The sequence below is a fragment of the Hydrogenophaga sp. genome, from assembly GCF_026125825.1.
Classification (GTDB): domain Bacteria; phylum Pseudomonadota; class Gammaproteobacteria; order Burkholderiales; family Burkholderiaceae_C; genus Hydrogenophaga.
Window position 1 is genome coordinate 1 of sequence record NZ_JAHCKK010000066.1, and the last position, 23,995, is coordinate 23,995.

A 23,995-nucleotide genomic window follows, 5' to 3' on the forward strand; every position below is an offset into this window, starting at 1 on the left:
GCTGGCGAACGGCGCGCGAGGCGCGCTCGTCCACCAGCTCCACCAGCAGCCAGGCCAGCAGCGCGCCCATGGCGAGACCGCCGACGTGGGCCGCGTTGTCGATGCCCGGGCGCGCGAAACCCTGCGCCAGCATGATCAGCACGAACAGGCCCTGGCTGGTCAACAGCTGCGTCGCCACGGCCTTGGGCACCCTCGCGCGGTGCTGGTACACGCCCACCAGCAGCGCCCCCAGCACACCGAACACCGCGCCCGAGGCCCCGACCGACACCGCCTGCTGAGAAGCAAAATGCAGGCTCCAAGCGCTGCCCGCCAAGCCTGCTGCCAGGTAGATCAGCAGAAACTGGCCGTTGCCGAACCAGCGGCACACGCGCCGCCCGGCGTCCCACAGCGCGAACATGTTCAGGCCCAGGTGCAAGGCGCCGCCGTGCAGCGCGGTTGCGCTGAGCAGGCGCCAGTACGCGCCGTCGCGCACCACCGCCGTGGCCGAGTTGGCGCCCCAGGCGAACAGCTCGGCCGAGCTGGGCTGGGTGGGGCTCATGCCGTCGAACAGGTTGAGCACCCAGACCGCCACATTGACCGCCATCACCGCATACAGCGCCCAGGGCGTGGGCGTGAGGTGGCGCAGGCGCTCTTCGAACGCGCCGTGCGCCCGCATCGCGTCCAGCCGCTGGGTCAACGCCGCCTGTGCCTGGCCCGAAGCGTGGCGCTGAAAACCCTCCAGCGCCGCCTGCACGGCGGGCTGGCGCTCGGCGCGGCGAAGCAGCGAGAGCACGATGGCGCGGGTGAGCCCGCCCCGGAACAGCCCGGCCGTGGCGGCCTGCAAAACAGCGCCCTCGCGCAAGCGGATCTGGATGTGGTCCTGGCCTTGCACCGAGAGGTGCTCCACATCGGCGATGTCACTCCAGGGGATGGTCTGCCCTTTGAGCTGGTATCCCGAGATGCCCTCAGGGCCGACGCTCAGGATGGGGTGCGCGCTCAATAGGGGTTGCAGGAGCAGCCAGGCCACCGCCCCGAAGATCAGCGCCAGCGCGCCCAGCAGCCAGGTGCCACGCGGCGATGCCACGGCACCCGCCGCAAAACCGGCCGCCATGAGGCCCACGAGCAAGGCCACCCACACCGCACTGCCGCGCCAGGTCGCGCGAAACACCTGGCGCGCTGCTGGCATGCCCTCAGTCGGCGAAGAGTTCGCCCGCGTTGCTCGGCGGCGCCACGCCCAGGTGGCGGTAGGCCGCCAGCGTGGCGATGCGTCCGCGCGGCGTGCGCTGCAGGAAACCCTGCTGGATCAGGTAGGGCTCGATCACGTCCTCAATGGTGTCGCGCTCCTCGCCGATGCTCGCCGCGATGTTGTCCAGCCCCACCGGTCCGCCGTCGAAGCGGTGGATCACAGCCTCCAGCAGCTTGCGGTCCATGAGGTCGAAGCCTTGCGGGTCGACGTCCAGCATGGCCAGCGCGCGGTTGGCGATGTCCTGGGTGATGGTGCCGCGGCCCTTGACCTCGGCGAAGTCGCGCACGCGGCGCAGCAGGCGGTTGGCGATGCGCGGCGTGCCGCGTGAGCGCCGCGCGATCTCGAAGCCGCCTTCGGGGTCCATCGGCGCGTTGAGCAGCCCGGCGCTGCGCTTGACGATGCGCGCAAGCTCCTCGGCGGTGTAGAACTCCAGCCGGGCGACGATGCCGAAGCGGTCGCGCAGCGGGTTGGTCAGCATGCCCGCGCGCGTGGTCGCGCCCACCAGCGTGAACGGCTGCAGGTCCAGCTTGATGCTGCGCGCGGCCGGGCCTTCGCCAATCATGATGTCGATCTGGTAGTCCTCCAGCGCCGGGTACAGGATTTCCTCGACAACCGGGCTGAGCCGGTGGATCTCGTCGATGAACAGCACGTCGTTGGCTTCGAGGTTGGTCAGCAGCGCGGCCAGGTCCTTGGGCTTTTCGAGCACCGGGCCGCTGGTCTGGCGCAGGTTCACACCGAGCTCCTGCGCGATGATGTGCGAGAGCGTGGTCTTGCCCAGCCCGGGCGGGCCGAACAGCAGCACGTGGTCCAGCGCCTCGCTGCGCTTCTTGGCCGCGCCGATGAAGATCTCGAGCTGCTCGCGCACCTTGGTCTGGCCCACGTACTCGTCGAGCAGCTTGGGGCGCAACGCGCGCTCGATGGCCTCTTCCTTCGGCGAAGCCGGCGCGGCGGATACCACGCGCGGCGCGGGGGCGAAATCGTCGGTCTGGATGCTCATGGTTTATTTGGCCAGTGCCTTGAGCGCCAGCTTGATGCCGTCGCTCACGCCCACGTCCTTGGGCAGGGCCTTGAGCGCGGCGGTGGCGTCCTTGTCGCTGTAGCCCAGGGCCATCAGCGCCTGCTGGATGTCGCTCTGCACGTCGCTCTGGGCCGGGCCGGCGCCGGGCAGATTCAGGTCGGCGCCGAGCTTGCCCTTGAGTTCGAGCAACAGTCGCTCGGCGGTCTTCTTGCCGATGCCGGGCACCTTGACGATGCGCCCGCTCTCCTGTGCGCTCACCGCCTGCGCCAGATCGCTCACGCTCATGCCGGAGAGCACCGACAGCGCGGTGCGCGGGCCCACGCCGCTGATCTTGATGAGCTGGCGGAAGGCCTCGCGCTCGGCCGAGGTGCCGAAGCCGTAGAGGATCTGCGCGTCCTCGCGCACCACGAAGTGCGTGAGCAGGGCCACTTTCTCGCCGGTCGCGGGCAAGTTGTAGAACGTGCTCATGGGCACATCCACCTCATAACCCACCCCATGGCAGTCCAGCAGGATCTGGGGCGGATTTTTTTCCAGCAGCGTTCCGGTCAACTTGCCTATCATCGGGAAATTCCTTTCCAGTCGTTCGCAGGGCCATCCCCAAGAAAGACTGCACCCCCTCCAGGGGGGCCTGGCACCGCCAGGGTTGGGGGCCATCAACTCACTGGATTATCGGTTTGATTCTCAGGCACACCTTCTCACCGCCGGACAACACCCGCATGGCGCACCTCTGCGGCCCCATGGACAGCCACATCCGCAGCATCGAGGCCGCTTTGCAGGTCAAGGTGGCGCACCGCTTCGAGCAATTCCGCATCGAGGGGCCCAAGGCCAAGGCCACCCAGGCGCTGGAGGCGTTGCAGGCGCTGTACGAGATGGCGAGAAAGCCGATACCGGCCGAACAGGTGCAGCTCATGCTCAGCGGCGACACCGCCCTGGCCGAGCCCGGCGACGGCGCGCTGGCGATGCAGACCCGGCGCGGCGAGGTGCGCGGGCGCACGCCCAACCAGGCGCGCTACCTGGAAAACATGGCCACGCACGACATCACCTTCGGCATCGGCCCGGCCGGCACCGGCAAGACCTACCTGGCCGTGGCCTGCGCGGTGGATGCGCTGGAGCGCAGCGCGGTCCAGCGCATCGTGCTGACCCGCCCGGCGGTGGAAGCGGGCGAGAAGCTCGGCTTCCTGCCCGGCGACCTCGGCCAGAAGGTGGACCCCTACCTGCGCCCGCTCTACGACGCGCTCTACGACCTGATGGGCGCGGACAAGGTGCAGAAGGCGTTCGAGCGCCAGCAGATCGAGATCGCGCCCCTGGCCTTCATGCGCGGGCGCACGCTCAACCACGCCTTCGTGATCCTGGACGAGGCGCAGAACACCACCGTCGAGCAGATGAAGATGTTCCTCACGCGCATCGGCTTTGGCAGCAAGGCCGTGGTCACGGGCGACGTGAGCCAGATCGACCTGCCGCGCACCCAGCTCAGTGGCCTGATCGACGCCGAGCGCGTGTTGAAGCGCGTGCAGGGCATCGCCTTCACCCGCCTGTCCAGCGCCGACGTGGTGCGCCACCCGCTGGTGGCGCGCATCGTGGATGCTTACGACGCCCGCACCCCCGGCGCGGACGACGCGCCACCCGCCCCCGCCAAGCGAGCGCGCCGCAGCGCCGCCTGACGAGTTTTTTTTCCACGTGCCTGCCATGCCCACACGCCCCTTGCTGGCCAGCCTTGGCCTCCTTGCCGCACTGACCCTGGACGCCACCGCCCAGGTCTCCGCCCCCACGCCGCCGGCGGTCCAGGCGCCGCAACTGATCTTCAGCAGCCAGGCCGTGCGCTACAAGTGCGACGGTGGCCGAGAGATCGAACTGGCCTACCTGAACCTGAGCAACGGCACCACGTTCGCGGCGCTGCACCACAACGACCGCACGCTGATGCTGCAAGGCCGCCGCGCCACCACCGGCGTGCGCTTCTTCGCGCTGGATGACCAGTCGCGCCTGAGCTGGTACACCCAGGGCATGAAGGGGGAGCTGAGCGCCATCGCCACCGACCCCAACGTGCAGGACCAGATCCTGCTGGCCAACTGCTTCGCCCAACCGGCCAAACGCTGATGGCCCTGCACAACCTGAGCCTGTCCCTGCAGTTCGGTGAGCTCGCCGACGCCGCCACGCACCGCGCGGCCCTGCCCCGCCACTGGGTGGCCCGCTGCATCCGCCATGCGCTGGACGCCGACGCCGAGATCACCGTGCGCATCGTCGATGCCGAAGAAGGCCAGGCGCTCAACCGCGACTACCGCGGCCGCGACTACGCCACCAACGTGCTCACCTTCGACTACGCCAGCGAACCGGTGGTGATGGCCGACCTCGTGCTCTGCGCACCCGTGGTCGCGCGCGAGGCGGCCGAGCTCAAGAAGCCCCTGGCCCAGCACTACGCGCACCTGCTGGTGCACGGCACCCTGCACGCGCAAGGCTGGGACCACGAAACCGGCGAGGAAGACGCCGAGGAAATGGAAGCGCGCGAGACCGAGATCCTCGCGGGGCTGGGCCAGCCCGATCCCTACGCTTGAGCCGCCATGCGCAGCGGAATGGTCACCGGCCCGTCGTTGACCAGGTGCACCTTCATGTCGGCCCCGAAGCGGCCCGTCTGCACCAGCGGGTGCTGCGCGCGCGCGGCCTTGACGAAGGCGTCGTAGAGCGCCTCGCCCAGGGCCGGCGGGGCCGCGCCGGTGAAGCCCGGCCGGTTGCCGCTCCTGGTGTCGGCCGCCAGGGTGAACTGGCTCACCACCAGCAGGCCGCCGCCGACGTCCTGGAGGCTGCGGTTCATCTTGCCCGCTTCGTCGCCGAAGATGCGCAGCTTGAGCACCTTGGCCAGCAGCTTCTCGCCCACGGCCTCGGTGTCGTCGGGTTCGGCGCACAGCAGCAACAGCAGACCCGGGCCGATGGCGCCCACGGTCTGGCCATCGATGTCCACGCGCGCTTCGCTCACGCGCTGCAGAAGCGAGATCAAATCAGGTCCTTCTGATCGTCGAAGTGGGCTTCCACGTCGCTGGGCAGCAACTGGATGGTGGCGCGCAAACCGGGCACCGCGCTCATCAGCGCCTGCTCCACGCTCGTGCGCACCGCCGCGGCCCGCCCCAGCGACCAGCTCGCCGGCATGTGCATGTGAAGGTCCACGAAGCGGCGTTGGCCTGCCTTGCGCGAGCTGACGTGGTCGAACCGGATGATGGTGGCCTCGCCGCGGCTCGAGGCGAAGCCGTCCAGCGTCTGCTGCACGGTGGCCATCACCTCGGGCTCCACCGCCTCGTCCATCAGCCCCTGCGAAGAACGCCACATAAGGTGAAAGCCCTCCTTGAGGATGTTGGCCGCGACCGCCATGGCCACCAGGGGGTCGAGCCAGAGCCAGCCGCTGAAGTGGACCAGCGCGATGCCGACCACGACCCCGGCGGACGTCCAGACATCCGTCACCAGGTGCCTTGCATCGGCATCCAGCGCGATCGAGCGGTGCTCTTTCGCGGCGCGGAACATCACCCAGGCCAGCAACCCGTTCAGCCCGGAGCTCGCCACCGACAGGGCCAGGCCCCAGCCGACCCTTTCGATGGGCTGCGGATCGAGCAGCCGGTGTCCGGCGGCCCAGATGATGCCCAAGGCCGCCGCGATGATGAGGACGCCCTCGAAGCCCGACGAGAAGTACTCGGCCTTGTGGTGACCATAGGGATGGTCATCGTCGGCCGGCCGGGCGGCGATGGTGACCATCACCAAGCCGAAGACCGCACTGGCCAGGTTCACCAGCGACTCCATGGCATCCGACAGCAGGCCCACCGAATCGGTGACGACCCAGGCCAGCGTCTTGAGCGCGATGGTGACCACCGCGACGCCGATGGAGGCCATCAGCAGGCGCTGGGGGGTCAGGAAACGGGCAGGCACAAATGGCATCCCGCCATTGTGACGCCTGCGGGCATGCCAGAATCCGCCGCATGTGGCAGTCATGGCAGCGCTTGAAATGGTGGGTGAGCGGCGGAATCCTGCTCTCGCTGGCGGGCGCGGTGCTGCTGGCGCGCCTGTCGCTGGACGAACAGCGTGCGCTGTTCGAGACCGACGCGCGCATCGTCCACCGGCTCCTGAGCCAGCAGGTGGTGCAGCACGACGCGATGCTGGCCACGCTGGCCCTGCTGCAACCGGTGCCCGACAGCAGCAGTGCAGCCTCCTCGCCCGAACAACGCCTGCCGGTCCTCTACCCGCAGATTCTCAGCGTGCAGCGGCGCGACCCGGACCAGCGCTGGAACGACCCGCAGCTCACCCAGGCCGAGACCCGCTCGCGCCAGGCGCGCCGCGCCGCCCTGGGGGCGCTGGACCTGCCCGCCGGGCGCTACCAGCTGGTGCTGGCGGCCATGCCCACCAGTTACGCGCTGACGATCGACATGCGGGCCATGGTGCCCTGGTCCGAATGGCCCATGAAGGCCGACACCAGCCCGGTGCGCGTGACGCTGGAGCACGACGGCCAACGCTACGTGGTGCAACCCGGCATGGCCCTGGACGAGCGGCCGTCGCGCGGCTGGCACTTTGACTTCCACAAGCTGCTGGCGGCCGAGAGCCAGCCCTTCGACGTGGTTGCCACCCTCTCGGTGGGTTGGGGCCAGCTGCCCTGGGCGCTCATGCTGGCCTGGGTGTTGGGCGTGGCGGCCTTGCTGGCGGCGTTGCACCACCTCCAGCGCCAGCGCAGCGCGCGCCGCCGCGCCGAAGAATTGCTGCGCCTGGGCCAGGTGGCGCGCCTGAACACGCTGGGCGAACTCGCCGCGGGCATGGCGCACGAGCTGAACCAGCCGCTGACCGCCGTGCTCGCCAACACCCAGGCCGCGCAGCGCCTGCTCAACGAAGACCCCCCCGAGCTGGCCACCGCGCGCAGCGCGATGCTGCAGGCGGCGGCCCAGGCGCGCCGCGCGGCCGAGGTGGTGGGCCGCCTGCGCCAGACCGTGGAGCGGCCCGACCACAGCGGCCAGCACCAGCCCGTGGCGGCCGTGGAAGCCGTGCGCCGCGCGCTCTACCTGCTCGAGCCCGAGTGCCAGCGGCGCGACGTGGTGCCGGTGCTCGACGCTGCGCAGGCCGTGACGGTGCTGGCCGACCCGGTCGCGCTGGACCAGATCGTGCACAACCTGATCCTCAACGCGCTGCAGGCGCTGGAGCAGGTGCCCGCCGCGCAGCGGCGCCTCACGCTCACCGTGTCGGCGAAGGACCGCCGGGGCGAGATCACCGTGGCTGACAACGGCCCGGGCATCGCACCCGAGGTGCTGCCGCGCCTGTTCGAGCCCTTTTACTCCACGCGCAAGGGCGGGCTGGGCCTGGGCCTGAGCCTGTGCGAAACCCTGGCCCACGGCATGGGGGGCAGCTTGAGCGCCGCCAACGCACCCGAGCGGGGCGCGGTGTTCCGGCTGCAACTGCCACTGGCGGACGGTCTCCCATGAACCCGTCGCCGGACACCCTTTCGCCCACGGTGCACCTGATCGACGACGACCAGGCGGTGCGCGACAGCCTGGGCCTGCTGATCGGCACCGTGGGCCTGCGCGTTCAGCCCTGGGGCGACCCGCAAGCCTTTCTGCGCGATTTCGACCGCGAGGGCATTGGTGCCATCGTGCTGGACGTGCGCATGCCGGGCATCAGCGGCCTGAGCGTGCTCGACACCCTGGTCGCGCAGGGCGTGGACCAGCCGGTGCTCATGCTCACCGGCCACGGCACCGTGGACATGTGCCGGCGCGCGTTCAAGGCCGGCGCGGCCGAGTTCCTGGAAAAACCGGTGAACGACGAGGTGCTGCTGGAGGCCCTGCAGAACGCGGTGCGCCAGCACGTGCGCTCGCGCCAGCGCAACGAGGCCGATCGCGCGGCGCGGGAGCGCTATGCGCAGCTCTCCGAGCGCGAGCGCGAGGTGTTGGGCCTGATCGTCGAGGGCCTGACCAACAAGGAGATCGGCCGCGCGCTGGGCCTGTCGCCGCGCACGGTGGAAACCCACCGCGCCAATCTGTTCGCCAAGCTTCAGGCCCCTTCGCTGGCGCAGCTGATCCGGCACTACGCCGCGCTGGTGGACGACGGCGACACAAGCGGCACTGCGTAGTTCTACGGAGGGCCGCGCGTAGGCGCCCGAATGGTCGTTTCGGGCGCGGATTCCTACAGTTCTCCCACGGTTGATCGAACCGCTTTAACCCCCGGAGAACACCATGCAAGCCCTTGCCAAAGCGTCCATCCTCGCCCTGTCCCTCAGCGCCGCCGCCCTGGCCAACGCGCAGAGCGTGCGCGTGGAGAAGAACATGTCGCTCGAACTCGCCACCCAGATCGCCAGCGCCACCGTCGCGGCCTGCAGCACCGCCGGCTACAACGTGGCCGCCACGGTGGTGGATCGCGCCGGTGGCGTGCGCGCAGTCATGCGCGCCGACAACGCCGGCCCGCACACGCTGGAAGCCAGCCGCCTGAAGGCCTTCACCTCGGCCTCGGCGAAGAACACCACGCTGGCCATCATGGAAGGCGCACAGAAGAACCCGGCGGCAGCCAACCTGACGGACATCCCCGGCTACCTGCTGCTCGGCGGCGGCGTGCCGGTGAAGGTGGGCAACGAGGTGATCGGCGCGGTCGGCGTGGGCGGCGCGCCCGGCGGCCACCTGGACGAGCAGTGCGCCATGACCGCGCTCGACAAGGTCAAGGACCAGCTGAAGTGAAGCGCCGCTCGCTCATCACCGGCTTGCTGGTGGCTTGGGCGGCCACGGGTCCGGCCTGGGCCCAGGTGGGGCCCAGCGCCGCCGAGGCCGCCGCCTACAGCGGCTTGCATGCGGCCGCCCACCAGGGCGACAGCGCGAAGATCGCCCGCCTGGCGGCCGGCGGTGCGGCGATCGATGCCACCGACGCGCGCGGCCGCACGCCCTTGCACGTGGCGACTTTCGCGCGCCAGCGCGAAGCGATCCGCGCGCTGGTGAAGGCCGGTGCCGACATCCAACGGCTGGAGAACGACCGCTATGACGCGGTGACGATCGCATCGGTGGCGGACGACGAAGAAACGCTGCGGGTGCTGCTGCAACTGGGCGCGAGCGCGAAGCAGACGACCAGCCGCTACGACGGCACGGCCCTGATCGCGGCGGCGCACCTGGGCCACGACGGGGTGGTTCGCCAGCTGATCGCGGCCGGCGCGCCGCTGGACCACGTGAACAACTTGCACTGGACGGCGACGATCGAGTCCATCGTGCTGGGCGACGGGGGCGCGCGCCACCGGGCCACGCTCCAGGCGCTGATCGATGCAGGGGCGAACCTGCAGCTGGCGGACCGTTCAGGGCAGACGCCTTTGGCGTTGGCGCGGGCTCGCGGCTATTCGGCCATGGTGGCGATGCTGGAGAAGGCTGGGGCCCGCTGAGCCTTTCGCGTGCTCAGGTGGCCGCTCTCGGCCTGAGGGTGGGGGGGGGGGGAGCGAGAGGCCTCAGCTCAAAGTCACGCGCGCAAACTTGCGCTTGCCGACCTGAACCACGAAGGTGCCCGCGGGCAGCTTCAAGCCCTTGTCGCTCACGACGGCGCCGTCCACGCGCACCCCCCCGCCATCGATCAGGCGGTTGGCCTCGCTGTTGGAGGGCGCCAGGCCCGCCGACTTGAGCAGCGGCGCGATCCCCAGCGGTGCGCCCGAGAGCGACACCTCGGGAATCTCGTCCGGCACGCCACCCTTGCTGCGGTTGATGAAATCCTGCTCCGCCGCATCCGCCGCCGCCGCGCTGTGAAAGCGCGTGGTGATCTCCTTGGCCAGCGCCACCTTCGCCTCCTTGGGGTTCGCGCCCTGCGCGATCGCCTGCTTCAGCGACTCGATGTGCGCCATCGACTTGAACGACAGCAGCGTGTACCAGCGCCACATCAGCGTGTCCGAGATGCTCAGCACCTTGGCGAACATCGAGTTCGCATCTTCCGTGATGCCGATGTAGTTGTTCTTGCTCTTGGACATCTTGTCCACGCCGTCCAGGCCTTCGAGCAGCGGCATGGTCAGGATGCACTGCGGCTCCTGGCCGTATTCGGCCTGGAGATGGCGCCCCATCAGCAAGTTGAACTTCTGGTCCGTGCCGCCCAGCTCCAGGTCGCTCTGCAGCGCCACCGAGTCGTAACCCTGCATCAGGGGGTACAGGAACTCGTGCACGCTGATGGGCGTGCCAGCCTTGAAGCGGTCGTGGAAATCGTTGCGCTCCATCATGCGCGCCACCGTGTACTTGGCCGCCAGCTGGATCATGCCCATCGAGCCCAGCGGCAGGCTCCACTCGCTGTTGTAGCGAATCTCGGTGCGCGCCGGGTCCAGCACCAGGCTGGCCTGCTTGTAGTAGGTCTCGGCATTGGCCTTGATCTGCTCCGGCGTCAGCGGCGGGCGCGTGTTGTTGCGGCCCGAAGGGTCGCCGATCAGGCTCGTGAAGTCACCGATCAGGAAGATCACCTGGTGCCCCAGGTCCTGCAGCTGGCGCATCTTGTTCAACACCACCGTGTGGCCGATGTGGATGTCGGGCGCGGTCGGGTCCAGCCCGAGCTTGATGCGCAGCGGCCGGCCGCTGGTTTCCGACTGTGACAATTTTTTGACCCAGTCGGCCTGAGGAATCAATTCTTCGCACCCGCGCAAGGTGACGCTGAGGGCTTCCTGGACACCGTCCGTCAGGGGCTCGGTTTTCTGAGAACTTTCGGCGTCGTTTCGGGGGGCGGTCATAGGGGTTTTTTCAGATGCGAGGGTCGGGTCGTTGGCTAAAATGCCGGGCGCGAATGACGGATTTTAGTTGGCCCGCTTTTTGCACGATAACAAGCCAGTTCGTCACCGCATGGGCGATTGAGTGAACTTGTTCCGCCTCAACCGCTCTTTTTTTGTGCGCGCGGCCCCGACCATCGGGGCCGGCCTTACCGGAAACAACGATTTTGACCCGTTCGCTACTTCACACGCTGGCCAGCTTCGCTGATGCCACGAGCCAAAGCCTTGCCCGGCATCCCCGACGCATCATGGGCGGCCTCGGTGTGCTGCTGCTGGGCACGGGTGTCACCGCCTTCGGCATCGCGCCGCTGGCACCCGACGCCGCCGACCTGCCCGTGCGCCAGGTCGTCGAAGCCCTCGACGCCCCCACACAGCAAGACATCCGCAGCCTGCTCGCGGGCCAACCCGCGTCCCCGCTGGTGCTGTTCCGCAGCGAGACCACCCGCCGCGACGACACCGCCCAGAGCCTGCTTCAGCGCATGGGCGTGGCCGATTCGCAGGCCCAGGCCTTCTTGCGCAACGACGCCACCGCGCGCCAGCTGCTCGGCCGTGCCGGCCGCCTGGTGAGCGTGGAAGCCACCGACCAGCAGGCGCTCCTGCGCCTGACCGCACGCTGGCTGTCCGCCGACGAACGCAGTTTCACCCGCCTCGTCGTGGAGAAGGATGCCCAAGGCGCCTTCAGTTCGCGCCTCGAACAGGGTGCGCTGACCGCCTCGTCCCGGCTGGCCAGCGGTGTCATCCGCACTTCGCTGTTTGCCGCCACCGACGCGGCCGGCATCCCCGACCCCGTGGCCATCCAGCTGGCCGAGATGTTCTCCAGCAGCATCGACTTCCGCCGCGACCTGCGCCAGGGCGACCGCTTCAATGTGGTCTATGAAAGCCTGGAAGCCGACGGCGAGAGCCTGCGCACCGGCCGCGTGCTGAGCGCCGAGTTCGTCAACGAAGGCAAGGAACACCAGGCCGTCTGGTTTGAAGAACCGGGCCACAAAGGCGGCTACTACGGTTTCGACGGCCAGAGCTCGCGCCGCTACTACCTGGCTTCGCCACTGGAGTTCTCGCGCGTGAGCAGCGGGTACGGCATGCGCTTTCACCCCATCACCGGCGGTCGCAAGGCCCACATGGGCGTGGACTACGCCGCCCCCACCGGCACGCCGGTGCGCACCATCGGCGACGGCACGGTGGAGTTCGCGGGCGAGCAGCGCGGCTATGGCAACGTCATCTACATCAAGCACCGCAGCAACCAGGTGACCGTTTACGCCCACCTGAGCCGCATCGGCGTGCGCAAGGGCCAGCGCGTGAGCCAGGGCGATTTCATCGGTGCCGTCGGCTCCACGGGCGCCTCCACCGGCCCACACCTGCACCTGGAGTTCCGCGACAACGGCGTGCATGTGGACCCCCTGGCCATCGCGCGCCAGAGCGAGTCCGTGCCCGTGCCGGCGGCGCTGCGCCAGCGTTTCGACGCCGTGGCCCAGCTGCAGCGCATGCAGCTCAATGCCGCCGCCAGCATCCAGCAGGCAAACGCCCAGTAAGCGATCCAGGCATCGCACCCATGAAAAAAGGGAGCCATCCGGCTCCCTTTTTTCATGAGGAAATGCGGTCTGTCAGACGCTGAAGCTCGAACCGCAGCCGCAGGTCGTGGTGGCGTTGGGGTTCTTGATCACGAACTGAGCGCCTTCCAGGTCTTCCTTGTAGTCGATCTCCGCACCGACCAGGTACTGGTAGCTCATCGCGTCGATCAGCAGGGAGACACCGTTCTTGGTCATGGTGGTGTCGTCTTCGTTGACGATTTCGTCGAAGGTGAAACCATACTGGAAGCCCGAGCAGCCCCCGCCCTGCACGAACACGCGCAGCTTGAGATCGGGATTGCCCTCTTCGGCCACCAGCTCGGCCACCTTGGCCGCCGCGCTGTCGGTGAAGACCAGCGGTGCCGGCATGTCGGTCTGGATGTTTTCGGCAACTGCGCTCATGGGATACCTCTTGACGGAAATGGGGGGTGGGTGCGGTACACCCGCATGTCCGAGTGATACTAAATCAAATCGCTCGGGTATGTGCTCAGCCGTTGTTTGCCGCCAGCTTCAGTGTGGGTTTGTCCTCGACCCCGCCGACCATGGGCTTGAGCTGACCGGAAATCGTGGCGCCCTGGTGCATTTCAAGCGCCTTGTAGGACACATCGCCTTCGATATGGGCCTTGGGTTGCAGCTCCAGCAACTCGAATGCCAGCACCGGGCCTTTCACATTGCCGTTGATGATCACGTGATCGGCGTGGATCTGCCCCGTCACGGTCGCCACTTCGCTGATCACGAGGATGCTGGGTTTCTCGTCGCTGGCGCGCAGGTCGCCGATCACCTCGCCGTCGATGCGAAGGCCGTCGTGGAAGAACACATTGCCTTCGATGCGGGTGCCCTGGGCGATGAGGCTCTTGATGGGGGGTTGTTTTTTCTTGGCAAACATGAGGTTCTCTCCCGACGGCGTACCGCGTTGGTCACAGGTTGAAGGATTGCATGGACCTGACCGAACTGCCCTGCAAGATCTTGGCCGTCACATTGTCTACCACGGCCTGCGCGGGCACGTCCACCACGCCTTCCATGCGCAGGTAGCCCTTGATCAGCACGGGCTGCGGCACCGGCGAGGACTTGGCGGCCCAGGGCTTTCCCGCCAGCGTGCCGGTGAGCGTGACTTCCAGCGCCCCCTTGAAGTCGGGTGCGTTCTTGCTGGCCTGGATCATGAGGACCTGCCACTTGAGTTGGGTGGGCGAGAGGCGCTCGGCCTGCAGGCCGCGGATGCTCAGCGAATCGTTGCCCGAGCCAGGGATCAGGCGCTCGAAAAAACCCAGGTCGCTGCGCAGCAACTCGTTGTCGGCCTGCAGCTGCCGGATCTGCATCATGAGCTGCTCCTGGGCGCTGCGCTCGGCAATCAGCAGGCTGTCCGAGGTGTTGGCCACCGATTGCGCCTCGATCAGGTCGGTGCGCAGGATCTGCACCTCGCGGCGCAGCTGTGCAAGCTCCTGCTGCGCATTGCGGTCGAGCCCGGCGATGTCCTTGCCGAATTCAAAGGCCCACACCGCCAGCGCGCCCGAAAACCCCAGCACCAGCGCACCCAGCACCCACCGGAAGGGCCATGGCAGCGCGCTGCGCACCGAAACCCGGGGCGCACTGACCGTCAGCCGTCTTCGCAACAGGCGAAAGCGCATTCAAACCTCTCAAACTGCAAGCAAAAGCAACCCGGCCCCAGAAAGCAAAAACCGCCCCAAGTTTGAACTTGCAGGCGGTTTCTGGGGCATGGACAGCGTGCTTAGCGCTTGCTGAACTGCTTGCGGCGGCGCGCGGAGCGCAGACCGACCTTTTTCCGTTCCACTTCGCGGGCGTCACGCGTCACGAAGCCGGCCTGCGACAGACCCGACTTGAGCGTCGCGTCGTAGTCGATCAGGGCGCGGGTGATGCCGTGGCGCACGGCACCGGCCTGGCCGGATTCGCCACCACCGTGCACGTTGACCTGCACGTCGAAGGTCTCGGCGTGGTTGGTCAGCACCAGGGGCTGCTTGGCGATCATGATCGAGGTCTCACGGCCGAAGTAGGCCTGGATGTCCTTGCCGTTGACCGTGATCTTGCCGCTGCCTTTTTTCAGAAACACGCGGGCGACGCTGGATTTGCGACGGCCGGTTCCGTTGTTCCATTCACCAATCATCTCAAGGCTCCTTTAGAGTTCCAGCACTTGCGGCTGTTGGGCGGTGTGCGGGTGCTCTGCACCGCCGTACACCTTGAGCTTCTTGATCATGGCGTAGCCGAGCGGACCCTTGGGCAGCATGCCCTTGACGGCCTTCTCGAGCGCGCGGCCAGGGTGCTTGGCCTGCATGTCGCGGAAGTTGGTGCCATAGATACCGCCAGGGAAGCCCGAGTGACGGTAGTACACCTTGTCGAGGGCCTTGTTGCCCGTGACGCGGAGTTTGGCTGCGTTGATGATGACGATGAAGTCACCGGTATCGACGTGAGGCGTGTAAATGGCCTTGTGTTTGCCGCGCAAACGGAGAGCAACTTCACTGGCTACTCGTCCGAGGACCTTGTCGGTCGCGTCAATCACAAACCACTCGTGCGTCACGTCAGCGGGTTTGGCGCTGAACGTTTTGGTCATGAGTTTTCTCTTGAAGAGTTGGTTTGGCGGCTCTTTTCCACGGTCGGTCGTTCTCTGTCGGAACGCTCTTAGGTGGGTTTTGAAAGCTTCGCCGCGGAGCCAGCAAATCGCTGCGAAGCCCTCGATTGTACGAAATTCCGGCTGAGGATGGCAAACCGCCCGTCTGCGATGGCCGGGCCTGAAGGGCAAACGGCTACCATCAGGGCATGTTCAGCTACCGACACGCCTTCCACGCCGGCAACCACGCCGACGTGCTCAAGCACATCACCCTCATCGCCACGCTGCGCCACCTGATGCAGAAAGAGGCCGGTCTGACGCTGATCGACACCCACGCCGGCGCCGGCCTGTACCGGCTCGATGGCGACTACACCGAGACCGGGGGCGAGGCCAAGGACGGCGTCGTCAAGCTCATGGGCGCGCTGCGGGCGGCCGACGGGCCTTCGCCCGAGGCGGTGGCACCCGCCATCGACGACTACCTCGACCTGGTCGCCAGCTTCAACCCCTCGGGCGCGCTGCGGGTGTATCCCGGCTCGCCGTTTGTGATGCACCACCTGCTGCGCGCCGAGTCGCGCGACCGGCTCAAGCTGTTCGAGCTGCATCCGACCGACAGCCGCACGTTGTCCGCGAACATCGCCCAGCTCGAAGCCGGCCGCCAGATCGCGGTGTTGCGCGAGGACGGTTTCGAGGGCGTCAAGCCCCTGCTCCCACCGCCGCCCTCGGCCACCGGCTCGAAACGCGCCTTGGTGCTGATCGACCCAAGTTACGAGATCAAGAGCGATTATGGGAAAGTGAGCGCCTGCATACAGGAACTCATTCGCCGATTTCCGACCGGCACCTACCTGGTCTGGTACCCGGTGATCCCACGACCGGAGGCGCACGACCTGCCGCGGCGCCTGCGCACCTTGTCGAACCAGGCGCAAAGGCACTGGCTCAACGCCACACTGGCCATCGGACAGGACCCCACCCATGGCCCCGACGACCGCCCCGGGCTGACGGCCAGCGGCATGTTCGTGATCAACCCGCCGCACACCCTCAAGGGCGCGCTGCAGGCGGCCTTGCCCCAGCTGCTGACCCACCTGGGCCGCGGGCGAGGCAAGTCGCAAGCGCTCGAATCGGGCGGCTGAGGGCGCAGGTCAACGCGGCCGGGCCAGGGTCATGGTCCAGTAGCGGCCATAGGTGGTGCCGCTGCGCTGCACGCAGCTCACCCCGACGTCCTGGTACTCGGCGCGCATGATGTTGGCACAGTGGCCGGCACTGGCGAGCCAGCCGCTCATCACCGTCGAGACCGAGGTTTGCCCGGCCGCGATGTTTTCACCCACCCACGACCAGGCGTAGCCCTCGGCGGCGATGCGCTGGGCCGCGCTTCGGCCGTCCAGCCCGGTGTGGGAGAAATAGTTGTTGACGGCCATGTCCGTCGAATGCCGCGCGGCGGCGGAGAACAGGGCGTCGTTCCAGGCCAGTGGCGCGACCGCCGGCATCGCCGTGCCGCCGCAACTGCGCGCCACCGCCCTGGCCGCGTTGATGGCCTGCAGCAGGCTGTTGCGAAAGTCGGGCAGCTGGCAGCTGGTGCCCGCGTCCAGGGCGACGAGCGTCGAGCCACCCGCGCCGGTACTGGCACCGCCCGCGCTGCTCGGCGGCGAGGGCACGCCGACCGTGGCAGCGGCCCCGCCGCCGGAGCCCCCGTCGCTGGCGCTGCCGCCGCCTCCACCGCCACAGGCGGTCACAGCCAGCAGGACACCGAGGGTCACGGCAAGGCCGGCGAGCCGGCGTTCGGAACAAGGAGACAGGGTTCGCATGCGCTCCACTCTACGGGCGGGCCCGCAGCGCCTGGTAAGCGGATGTAGTCCGCGACCGTTCTTCGGCCGCACCACGCCGCCCATTCGTGGACCGTTGGGCGGGTGTTGCAAAATTCGCCGACCGATCGGTCGGCTAACTGGCTATACTGCCATCCGCACCCCCACTGCGCAGGAGACCCGCATGTACACCCAGTCCTTCAACGTGCCCGACGGCGACGCCCAGCCTGGCGCACCGCTCAAGGCCGTGCCCCACGACACCAGCCTGCAGGCGCATTTCGATGCGGTCATCGACGCCGACGGCAAGATCGAGCCGCGCGACTGGATGCCCGATGCCTACCGCAAGACGCTGGTGCGCCAGATCAGCCAGCACGCCCACAGCGAAATCGTGGGCATGCTGCCCGAGGGCAACTGGATCTCGCGCGCGCCCAGCCTCAAGCGCAAGGCGATCCTGGTGGCCAAGGTGCAGGACGAAGGCGGGCACGGCCTGTATCTCTACAGTGCCGCCGAAACCCTGGGCACCAGCCGCGACCAGATGTTCGATGCGCTGCACAGCGGCAAGGCGAAGTACAGCTCCATCTTCAACTACCCCACGCTGACCTGGGCCGACGTGGGTGTGGTGGGGTGGCTGGTGGACGGCGCGGCGATCATGAACCAGATCCCGCTGTGCCGCTGCAGCTTCGGCCCCTATGCGCGCGCCATGATCCGCGTCTGCAAGGAAGAGAGCTTCCACCAGCGCCAGGGCTTCGAGTCGCTGATGACGATGATGCAGGGCACGGCGGAGCAGAAGGCGATGGTGCAGGACGCGGTGAACCGCTGGTGGTGGAAGTGCCTGGCCATGTTTGGCCCGCCCGATGCCGACAGCCCCAACAGCGTTCAGGGCATGCGCTGGGGCATCAAGCGCATCAGCAACGACGATCTGCGCCAGAAGTTCATCGACGCGACCGTGCCACAGGCCGAGGTGCTGGGCGTCACCCTGCCCGACCCCGAGCTGAAATGGAACGAGGAGCGCGGCCACCACGACCATGGACAGATCGACTGGGACGAGTTCTGGGCCGTGGTCAACGGCGATGGGCCTTGCAACAAGGAGCGCCTGGCCACCCGGGTGAAGGCCTGGAACGACGGGGCCTGGGTGCGCGAGGCCGCCCTCGCCCACGCCCGCAAACAACAGGAACGCGCCATGAAGGAGGCCGCATGAACACCACCGCCCTCAAGGAATGGCCTCTGTGGGAGGTCTTCGTGCGCAGCAAGCAAGGCCTGGAGCACAAGCACTGCGGCAGCCTGCACGCGAGCGACGCCCAGCACGCGCTGCACCTGGCGCGCGACGTCTACACGCGGCGCCAGGAAGGCGTGAGCATCTGGGTGGTGCAGTCCAGCAGCATCACCGCCAGCGAGCCAGACAGCAAGGACAGCTTTTTCGATCCGGCCGCCGACAAGGTGTACCGCCACCCCACCTTCTACGACATTCCCGACAAAGTGGGGCACATGTGATGAGCGGCACAGCCCCCGTCGACTACCTGCTGCACCTGGCCGACAACGCGCTGGTGCTGGGCCAGCGCAACGCCGAGTGGTGCGGCCATGGGCCCATTCTCGAAGAAGACCTCGCACTGGCCAACAACAGCCTGGACTTGCTGGGCCAGGCCCGCCTGCTCTACCAGCACGCGGCCACGTTGATCAACGCCGACGCGGCCCAATCGCGGCGCTTCGGCCATCTGCTGGGTGCGCGCAGCGACGGCGCGGTGACTGAGGACACCCTGGCCTACTTCCGCGACACGCACGAGTTCCGCAACCTCACGCTCCTGGAGTTGCCACACAGCGGCCCGTTGGCAGCCACCGCGTGCGGCGACCGCGACTACGCGACCACGCTGGCGCGCAACTTTCTGTACAGCGCGCTCATGGTGCTGGTCTGGGACCGGTTGCAGGCGTCGGCCGATGGGCAGCTCGCCGCCATCGCGGCCAAGTCGCTCAAGGAAGCGCGCTACCACCTGCGCCACGCCAGCGACTGGCTGGTGCGCCTGGGCGACGGCACCGAGGAATCGCACGCCCGCGCGCAAGCCGCGCTGCACCACCTGCTGCCCTATTGCCAGGAGTTCTGGATCGGCAGCGAGGCCGAGACAGCCGCGGTGCACAACGGCACCGGGGTCGACGTGGCGGGCCTGCGGGCCGACTGGGACGCGCTGGTGGACGACACGCTGAAAGAGGCCACGCTGCAGCGCCCTGCCATGCAGGGCCATGTGCCGCAAGGCAAGCACGGCGTGCACTCCGAGCACATGGGGTTCCTGCTGGCAGAGATGCAGAGCCTGGCGCGCGCGCACCCGCACGCCGTCTGGTGAGACCGCAGCATGCACGCCGAGATCCATGACGCGCTCGCCGGCCTGGCCGACCCCGAGATCCCGGTGGTCAGCCTGAGCGAACTCGGCATCCTGCGGGGCGTGCGCACCGGGGCCGATGGCGTGCCCGAGGTGGTGATCACACCGACCTACAGCGGCTGCCCCGCGATGGGCCAGATCGAGGACGACGTGCGCGCCGCGCTGGCGCACGCAGGCTTGCAAGCGCGCGTGGTCACTCAACTCGCCCCCGCGTGGACCACCGACTGGATGAGCGAGGCCGCGCGCGAGAAGCTGCGCGCCTACGGCATCGCGCCCCCGCAATGCGGCAGCGAGTCCTCGGCTTCTGCCGCACCGCTGAAGTTCTCGCGCCAGGCGCTGCGCCGGGAGACCGTGCCCTGCCCGCAGTGCGGATCCACCCACACCACCGAGACCTCGCCCTTCGGCTCCACCGCCTGCAAGGCGATGTACCGCTGCCTGGATTGCCTCGAACCGTTCGACTACTTCAAACCGTATTAGATGGAGCCCCCTCGCGCCGGCCTTTCAGGCCGTCATCCCCTCAAGGGGGCAACGTCAGCGGCCCGGCCAGGCCGGTTCCGCGACGTTCCCGATCAGCCGCCGGGCGCGCCAGCAGCCCGGGAGCATTGCAACGGAGTCATTTCATGAGCATCGCGTCCGCCCGCTTCCACGAACTCCCGATCGCCCGGGTCAGCCCCGAGGCGGCTGGCGCCGTGGCCATCACCTTCGCCATCCCGCCCGAGCAGCGCGCCACCTTCGCGTTCGAGCCTGGTCAGTTCCTCACCGTGCGCGCCACCATCGACGGGCAGGACGTGCGGCGCAGCTACTCCATCAGCAGCCCGCGCAGCCTGCTCGCGCAGCGCGGCGAGCTCACGCTGGGCATCCGGCCCGTGGACGGCGGCGTGTTCTCCAACTGGGCCGCCACCACGCTCAGGGCCGGCGACACGCTCCAGGCCATGCCACCCGACGGCCGCTTCACGGTGCACAAGCCGCGCGCGGTGCATCGCGTGGGTTTCGCCGCGGGCTCGGGCATCACGCCCATCCTCTCGCTGATGGCCAGCACGCTGGAGGAATCGCCCACCTCGAAGTTCACGCTCGTGTACGGCAACCGCCGCATGGGCAGCGTGATGTTCAACGAGGCGCTGCAGGACCTGAAAGACCGCTATGCGGACCGCCTCACACTGATCCACATCCTCTCGCGCCAGGCGCAGGAAGTGCCGCTGCTCGAAGGCCGCATCGACGCCGACAAGGTGCGCGCCCTGATCGGCACGCTGCTGCCGGTGGGCAGCATGGACGAGGTTTTCATCTGTGGTCCGCAGGCCATGATCGAGGCGACCGAAAAGGCGCTGCTCGACGCCGGCGTGCGCCCGGACCGGGTGCACACCGAGCGCTTCACCTCGCCCACGCTGGAGGCCCTGCCCGCTGCCCAGCGTCAGGCAGCGATGCCGGGCCGGCCGGCCGAGCGCGCCGAGGGTGACGTGGCGCTCACCGTGGTGCTCGACGGCAAGCCGCACGAGCTGCGCATGAGCCGCGATGAGCGCGTGCTCGACGTGGCCCTGAACGCCGGGCTGGACCTGCCGTGGTCTTGCCGGGGTGGCGTGTGCTGCACCTGCCGCGCCAGGGTGATGGAAGGCGCGGTGCAGATGGACAAGAACTTCACGCTCGAGCCCTGGGAGACCGACAAGGGCTTCGTGCTGAGTTGCCAGGCGCGGCCCACCACCGACCGCGTGGTGGTGAGCTACGACGAGCGCTGAAGCCTGCGCTCAGAAGCGCCAGCCCAGGCCCACGCCGACGAGCAGGGGATCCACCTTGAACTCGCCGACCTTGGCGCCTGCGGCGCTGACATCGGTCTTGATGAAGACCTTCTTCACATCGACGTTCAGGTACAGCTGTTTGCTCAGCGGAATGTCCACACCCACCTGGAGCGCGGGGCCGAAGCTGTTGCGCTTGATGTCGGCCGCCCCACCGAGCAGGTGGACGGAGCTAAAGCGCGTGTAGTTCACACCGGCGCCCACGTAGGGCTTGAAACCACCCACGTCGAAGTGGTACTGCACGGTCAGCGAAGGGGGCAGGTGCCGCAGGGTGCCGATGGGGATGCCATTGGACGACACGGTCTGCTTCTGCGGCACCGTGAGCACCAGTTCGGCGGCGATGTTCTTGTTGAAGAAGTAGCTGAAGTCGACTTCCGGCAAGGTCTTGTTGTTGATCGAGAGCCCCAGGCCGGTGCTGTCCTTGTTGGCGCTGTCCAGGTGCACGGCCCGGGCGCGCACGAGCACGCTGCCCGCCTGGAAGTCCTGCGCGAGGACGGCGCCTGAAGCGAACAGGCAGGAAGAGGCCAGGGCGGCCAGGGCAAAGTGGTGCGTTTTCATCATGATCTTCTGTGGTGCGTTGACTCGGGAGGATCCCCGCGTTCATTACAGAAGACCGCGCGCGGCGGCGCATTGCGCCACGTCAATCCGGCCGGGCAAGCCGCCCCGTGCGCGCACACGGCTTGACGCAGGTCAAGCCGCGAAAGCCCCGCGCCTCACTCGCGCAGCAGCACGACCCGGCCCACGCCGTGCTGGGCCATGCCCAGCGCCGCAGCGGCCGCGCGGCTCAGGTCGATGATGCGCCCCGGCACATGCGGCCCGCGGTCGTTGATGCGCACGGTCACTTCCTTGCCCGTGCGGGCATGCCGCACGCGCACGCGGGTGCCAAACGGCAGGGTCTTGTGGGCCGCGGTGAGTTCGTTCATGTCGTACACCTCGCCACTGGCGGTGCGCCGGCCATGGAAAGGCTCGCCGTACCAGGAGGCCAGGCCCCGCGCGATGACGCCCTCGGTGGCATCCGGGGTGTCGGTGTCGTCGGCCGAGGCATCGGGCACGCTGCCCAGGTCGGGCATCTCGGGCGCTCGCGTCGCGCAGCCGCCGAGCCACAACAAGGTGGCCAGCGCCAGCGTGATCGCGGGCTTGAAGCTCATGCGAGGCCGAGGCGCCGGACGATGTCCGTCGTGGCCCCGCTCTGGTTCATGGTGTAGAAGTGCAGCCCCGGCACGCCACCGCTGCGCAGGCGCTCGCACAGGTCGGTCACCACGTCCAGGCCGAAGGACTTGATCGACGCGGTGTCGTCGCCGAAAGCCTGCAGGCGCATGCGGATCCAGCGCGGGATCTCGGCGCCGCAGGCGTCGGAGAAGCGCATCAGCTGCGTGGAGCTGGTGATGGGCATGATGCCCGGCACCACCGGCACCGACACGCCCACGCGCTGCAGGTCGTCGCGGAAGCGGAAGTAGGCGTCGGCGTTGAAGAAGTACTGCGTGATGCCCGAATCGGCACCGGCCTTCACCTTGGCCGCGAAGGCCTCCAGGTCGGCCTCGGGCGATTTCGCCTGGGGATGCGTCTCGGGATAGGCGGCCACCTCGATGTGGAACCGGTCGCCCGTCTCGGCGCGCACAAAGGCCACCAGGTCGCTGGCGTAGCGGAACTCGCCCCCCACACCGTAGCCGCTGGGCAGGTCGCCGCGCAGGGCCACGATGCGGCGGATGCCGGCGGCCGTGTACGCAGCCAGGCGTTCGCGGATGCTCTCGCTGGACTGGCCGATGCAGCTCAGGTGCGGGGCGGCCGGGCAGCCCTCTCCCATGATCTCGGTCACGGCTTGCAGGGTGCCGTCCTGCGTGGAGCCGCCGGCGCCGAAGGTCACCGAGCAGAACTCCGGCTGCAGCGCATATAACTGCTGGCGCACCGCGCGCAGCTTGACCGCGCCTTCGGGCGTCTTGGTCGGAAAAAATTCCAGGCTGATGGGAAGACTCACGGCCCCCTCCTTACATCACTTGCTCGCATACACAAAAAACTCGCGGTTGCCGTCACCCCCGGTGATCGCGCTTTCGAGGTAATCGCGCATCTGCAGGCCCTGCGCTTCACAGGCCTGCGCGATGCGCTCGCGCACGATGGCGTAGCTCGCCGCGTCCTTCACCAGGCCGCCTTTGCCGATGTGTTCGGGCTGCAGTTCGAACTGCGGCTTGACCAGCATCAGCAAGCGTCCGCCCGGCGCCAGCAAAGGCACCAGTGCCGGCCAGACCAGCGTCTGGGAGATGAACGACAGGTCGCCCACGATGAGATCGAAGGGCGGCGCACCGCCCGCATCGGCCAGCGTGTCGGCCGCCAGCTCGCGCGCGTTGCATTTCTCGATGCAGACCACGCGCGGGTCGCCCCGAAGCCGCGGGTGCAGCTGGCCCTGTCCCACATCCACCCCCACGACCTGCGACGCACCCCGCTGCAACAGGCAGTCGGTGAAACCGCCGCTGCTTTGCCCCACATCGAGGCAGCGCAGCCCGGCCACGTCGATGCCGGTGTGGCGCAATGCGCCTTCCAGCTTGAGCCCTCCGCGCGACACGTAGCGCGTTTCCGCCGTGTCCAGCAGCTGCAGCTCGGCCGTCTCGCGCAGCTCCTCGCCGTTCTTGGCGACGGCCTTCCAGTCGCCACCAGGCGCACGCCATTGCACGCCCGCGGCGATGAGCCGCTGGGCCTGCGAACGGGTGGCGGCCAGGCCGCGCTCGACGAGCAGCTGGTCGGCCCGCATGGGCGCGATCAGTAGCGGTAGGTATCCGGCTTGTAGGGGCCGGCCTTGTTCACGCCGATGTAGGCGGCCTGCTCGTCGGTGAGCTCGGTCAGCATGGCCCCGACCTTCTTCAGGTGCAGGCGCGCGACCTTCTCGTCCAGGTGCTTGGGCAGCACGTAGACCTGGCCCACTTCGTATTTCTCCGGCTGCGTGAACAGCTCGATCTGGGCGATG

30 protein-coding genes and 1 pseudogene are annotated in these 23,995 nt (G+C 68.2%); 14 read left to right on the top strand and 17 right to left on the bottom strand.

What is annotated here, in order from left to right; translation table 11 throughout:
- The 3 genes from KIT86_RS18145 to ruvA all read right to left on the bottom strand — a co-directional run.
- Positions 1 to 1,165 (bottom strand): rhomboid family intramembrane serine protease (locus tag KIT86_RS18145; protein ID WP_297400912.1); only part of this gene is annotated, 1,165 nt, incomplete at its 3' end.
- A 4-nt stretch (positions 1,166 to 1,169) separates the two neighbouring features.
- The gene (gene ruvB, locus KIT86_RS18150) at positions 1,170 to 2,222 is read right to left on the bottom strand and encodes a Holliday junction branch migration DNA helicase RuvB (protein WP_297400914.1); all 1,053 of its coding nucleotides are present in this window, start codon (positions 2,220 to 2,222) and stop codon (positions 1,170 to 1,172) included.
- Between the two features lie 3 nt (positions 2,223 to 2,225).
- Positions 2,226 to 2,804, bottom strand: a complete 579-nt coding sequence (ruvA, locus tag KIT86_RS18155) for a Holliday junction branch migration protein RuvA (protein ID WP_297400916.1) — start codon at positions 2,802 to 2,804, stop codon at positions 2,226 to 2,228.
- A gap of 113 nt (positions 2,805 to 2,917) precedes the next feature.
- Between ruvA and KIT86_RS18160 the strand changes: the two genes are divergently transcribed.
- From KIT86_RS18160 to ybeY, 3 genes are read left to right on the top strand one after another with little or no spacing between them, the layout of a single operon-like run.
- The gene (locus KIT86_RS18160) at positions 2,918 to 3,904 is read left to right on the top strand and encodes a PhoH family protein (RefSeq protein WP_297400918.1); all 987 of its coding nucleotides are present in this window, start codon (positions 2,918 to 2,920) and stop codon (positions 3,902 to 3,904) included.
- Between the two features lie 25 nt (positions 3,905 to 3,929).
- Positions 3,930 to 4,337: an MliC family protein gene (locus tag KIT86_RS18165; RefSeq protein WP_297400920.1), complete on the top strand. Its 408-nt coding sequence runs from the start codon at positions 3,930 to 3,932 to the stop codon at positions 4,335 to 4,337.
- Positions 4,337 to 4,792 carry an rRNA maturation RNase YbeY gene (ybeY, locus tag KIT86_RS18170; protein WP_297400922.1) on the top strand — a complete coding sequence of 152 codons (456 nt, stop codon included), beginning with the start codon at positions 4,337 to 4,339 and terminating at the stop codon, positions 4,790 to 4,792. The genes KIT86_RS18165 and ybeY overlap by 1 nt, the downstream gene beginning before the upstream one ends.
- Here ybeY and dtd read toward each other — a convergent pair.
- Both dtd and KIT86_RS18180 read right to left on the bottom strand, forming a co-directional pair.
- Complete coding sequence (gene dtd, locus KIT86_RS18175; protein WP_297400924.1) at positions 4,783 to 5,232, bottom strand: D-aminoacyl-tRNA deacylase; 450 nt, start codon at positions 5,230 to 5,232, stop codon at positions 4,783 to 4,785. The two genes, ybeY and dtd, sit on opposite strands and share 10 nt — an antisense overlap.
- Positions 5,229 to 6,158, bottom strand: coding sequence for a cation diffusion facilitator family transporter (locus KIT86_RS18180; RefSeq protein WP_297400927.1), 930 nt, complete (start codon positions 6,156 to 6,158; stop codon positions 5,229 to 5,231). The genes dtd and KIT86_RS18180 overlap by 4 nt, the downstream gene beginning before the upstream one ends.
- 41 nt (positions 6,159 to 6,199) lie before the next feature.
- Here KIT86_RS18180 and KIT86_RS18185 point away from each other — a divergent pair, with 41 nt between their 5' ends.
- The 4 genes from KIT86_RS18185 to KIT86_RS18200 all read left to right on the top strand — a co-directional run bounded on the left by KIT86_RS18185 (position 6,200) and on the right by KIT86_RS18200 (position 9,612).
- On the top strand, positions 6,200 to 7,684 hold the full coding sequence (locus KIT86_RS18185) for an ATP-binding protein (RefSeq protein WP_297400929.1): 1,485 nt from the start codon (positions 6,200 to 6,202) through the stop codon (positions 7,682 to 7,684).
- A complete protein-coding gene (locus KIT86_RS18190; RefSeq protein ID WP_297400931.1) occupies positions 7,681 to 8,328 on the top strand; it encodes a response regulator in 648 nt (215 codons plus the stop codon). Before KIT86_RS18185 ends, KIT86_RS18190 begins: the two co-directional genes overlap by 4 nt.
- A 103-nt stretch (positions 8,329 to 8,431) precedes the next feature.
- Positions 8,432 to 8,926, top strand: coding sequence for a heme-binding protein (locus tag KIT86_RS18195; protein ID WP_297400933.1), 495 nt, complete (start codon positions 8,432 to 8,434; stop codon positions 8,924 to 8,926).
- Complete coding sequence (locus KIT86_RS18200; RefSeq protein ID WP_297400935.1) at positions 8,923 to 9,612, top strand: ankyrin repeat domain-containing protein; 690 nt, start codon at positions 8,923 to 8,925, stop codon at positions 9,610 to 9,612. The genes KIT86_RS18195 and KIT86_RS18200 overlap by 4 nt, the downstream gene beginning before the upstream one ends.
- A 63-nt stretch (positions 9,613 to 9,675) precedes the next feature.
- Here KIT86_RS18200 and tyrS read toward each other — a convergent pair whose 3' ends face one another.
- Positions 9,676 to 10,926, bottom strand: a complete 1,251-nt coding sequence (gene tyrS, locus KIT86_RS18205; protein ID WP_297400937.1) for a tyrosine--tRNA ligase — start codon at positions 10,924 to 10,926, stop codon at positions 9,676 to 9,678.
- 284 nt (positions 10,927 to 11,210) lie between these two features.
- Between tyrS and KIT86_RS18210 the strand changes: the two genes are divergently transcribed.
- Positions 11,211 to 12,491: a M23 family metallopeptidase gene (locus KIT86_RS18210; RefSeq protein WP_367185451.1), complete on the top strand. Its 1,281-nt coding sequence runs from the start codon at positions 11,211 to 11,213 to the stop codon at positions 12,489 to 12,491.
- 72 nt (positions 12,492 to 12,563) lie between these two features.
- Here the strand turns inward: KIT86_RS18210 and erpA are convergent, their stop codons facing one another.
- The 5 genes from erpA to rplM all read right to left on the bottom strand — a co-directional run bounded on the left by erpA (position 12,564) and on the right by rplM (position 15,090).
- Positions 12,564 to 12,929, bottom strand: a complete 366-nt coding sequence (gene erpA / locus KIT86_RS18215; RefSeq protein ID WP_204732818.1) for an iron-sulfur cluster insertion protein ErpA — start codon at positions 12,927 to 12,929, stop codon at positions 12,564 to 12,566.
- 85 nt (positions 12,930 to 13,014) lie between these two features.
- Positions 13,015 to 13,413 (bottom strand): polymer-forming cytoskeletal protein, encoded by a 399-nt coding sequence (locus KIT86_RS18220; RefSeq protein ID WP_297400940.1) that lies wholly within the window; start codon positions 13,411 to 13,413, stop codon positions 13,015 to 13,017.
- 31 nt (positions 13,414 to 13,444) lie between these two features.
- Positions 13,445 to 14,152 (bottom strand): DUF6776 family protein, encoded by a 708-nt coding sequence (locus KIT86_RS18225; protein WP_297400942.1) that lies wholly within the window; start codon positions 14,150 to 14,152, stop codon positions 13,445 to 13,447.
- Positions 14,153 to 14,253: 101 nt separating this feature from the next.
- Complete coding sequence (rpsI, locus tag KIT86_RS18230; RefSeq protein ID WP_291121336.1) at positions 14,254 to 14,646, bottom strand: 30S ribosomal protein S9; 393 nt, start codon at positions 14,644 to 14,646, stop codon at positions 14,254 to 14,256.
- Positions 14,647 to 14,658: 12 nt separating this feature from the next.
- Positions 14,659 to 15,090, bottom strand: coding sequence for a 50S ribosomal protein L13 (gene rplM, locus KIT86_RS18235; protein WP_291121334.1), 432 nt, complete (start codon positions 15,088 to 15,090; stop codon positions 14,659 to 14,661).
- Between the two features lie 206 nt (positions 15,091 to 15,296).
- Between rplM and KIT86_RS18240 the strand changes: the two genes are divergently transcribed.
- A complete protein-coding gene (locus KIT86_RS18240) occupies positions 15,297 to 16,214 on the top strand; it encodes a 23S rRNA (adenine(2030)-N(6))-methyltransferase RlmJ (RefSeq protein ID WP_297400945.1) in 918 nt (305 codons plus the stop codon).
- A 9-nt stretch (positions 16,215 to 16,223) separates the two neighbouring features.
- Here KIT86_RS18240 and KIT86_RS18245 read toward each other — a convergent pair whose 3' ends face one another.
- Positions 16,224 to 16,886 (bottom strand): CAP domain-containing protein, encoded by a 663-nt coding sequence (locus KIT86_RS18245; RefSeq protein WP_297400947.1) that lies wholly within the window; start codon positions 16,884 to 16,886, stop codon positions 16,224 to 16,226.
- Between the two features lie 181 nt (positions 16,887 to 17,067).
- Here KIT86_RS18245 and paaA point away from each other — a divergent pair, with 181 nt between their 5' ends.
- The 5 genes from paaA (at position 17,068) to KIT86_RS18270 (ending at position 20,982) form a co-directional block, all read left to right on the top strand.
- Positions 17,068 to 18,081, top strand: a complete 1,014-nt coding sequence (gene paaA, locus KIT86_RS18250) for a 1,2-phenylacetyl-CoA epoxidase subunit PaaA (protein ID WP_297400949.1) — start codon at positions 17,068 to 17,070, stop codon at positions 18,079 to 18,081.
- Positions 18,078 to 18,374 carry a 1,2-phenylacetyl-CoA epoxidase subunit PaaB gene (paaB, locus tag KIT86_RS18255; RefSeq protein ID WP_297400951.1) on the top strand — a complete coding sequence of 99 codons (297 nt, stop codon included), beginning with the start codon at positions 18,078 to 18,080 and terminating at the stop codon, positions 18,372 to 18,374. Before paaA ends, paaB begins: the two co-directional genes overlap by 4 nt.
- Entirely contained in the window at positions 18,374 to 19,216 is an 843-nt protein-coding gene (paaC, locus tag KIT86_RS18260; protein ID WP_297400953.1) for a 1,2-phenylacetyl-CoA epoxidase subunit PaaC, read from the top strand. The genes paaB and paaC overlap by 1 nt, the downstream gene beginning before the upstream one ends.
- Positions 19,217 to 19,225: 9 nt before the next feature.
- Entirely contained in the window at positions 19,226 to 19,729 is a 504-nt protein-coding gene (gene paaD / locus KIT86_RS18265; RefSeq protein ID WP_297400955.1) for a 1,2-phenylacetyl-CoA epoxidase subunit PaaD, read from the top strand.
- Positions 19,730 to 19,872: 143 nt separating this feature from the next.
- Entirely contained in the window at positions 19,873 to 20,982 is a 1,110-nt protein-coding gene (locus KIT86_RS18270; protein WP_297400957.1) for a 2Fe-2S iron-sulfur cluster-binding protein, read from the top strand.
- A gap of 9 nt (positions 20,983 to 20,991) precedes the next feature.
- Here KIT86_RS18270 and KIT86_RS18275 read toward each other — a convergent pair whose 3' ends face one another.
- The 5 genes and pseudogenes from KIT86_RS18275 to KIT86_RS18295 form a co-directional block, all read right to left on the bottom strand.
- Positions 20,992 to 21,597 (bottom strand): OmpW family outer membrane protein, encoded by a 606-nt coding sequence (locus KIT86_RS18275; RefSeq protein ID WP_297400959.1) that lies wholly within the window; start codon positions 21,595 to 21,597, stop codon positions 20,992 to 20,994.
- Between the two features lie 155 nt (positions 21,598 to 21,752).
- Positions 21,753 to 22,028 (bottom strand): annotated as a pseudogene (locus KIT86_RS18280) (septal ring lytic transglycosylase RlpA family protein); the annotation flags it as partial.
- 155 nt (positions 22,029 to 22,183) lie between these two features.
- Entirely contained in the window at positions 22,184 to 23,014 is an 831-nt protein-coding gene (gene metF, locus KIT86_RS18285; protein WP_297400961.1) for a methylenetetrahydrofolate reductase [NAD(P)H], read from the bottom strand.
- 15 nt (positions 23,015 to 23,029) lie between these two features.
- On the bottom strand, positions 23,030 to 23,782 hold the full coding sequence (locus KIT86_RS18290) for a TlyA family RNA methyltransferase (RefSeq protein ID WP_297400962.1): 753 nt from the start codon (positions 23,780 to 23,782) through the stop codon (positions 23,030 to 23,032).
- Between the two features lie 8 nt (positions 23,783 to 23,790).
- The coding region (locus KIT86_RS18295) for an adenosylhomocysteinase (RefSeq protein ID WP_297400964.1) at positions 23,791 to 23,995 on the bottom strand (205 nt) is incomplete at its 5' end.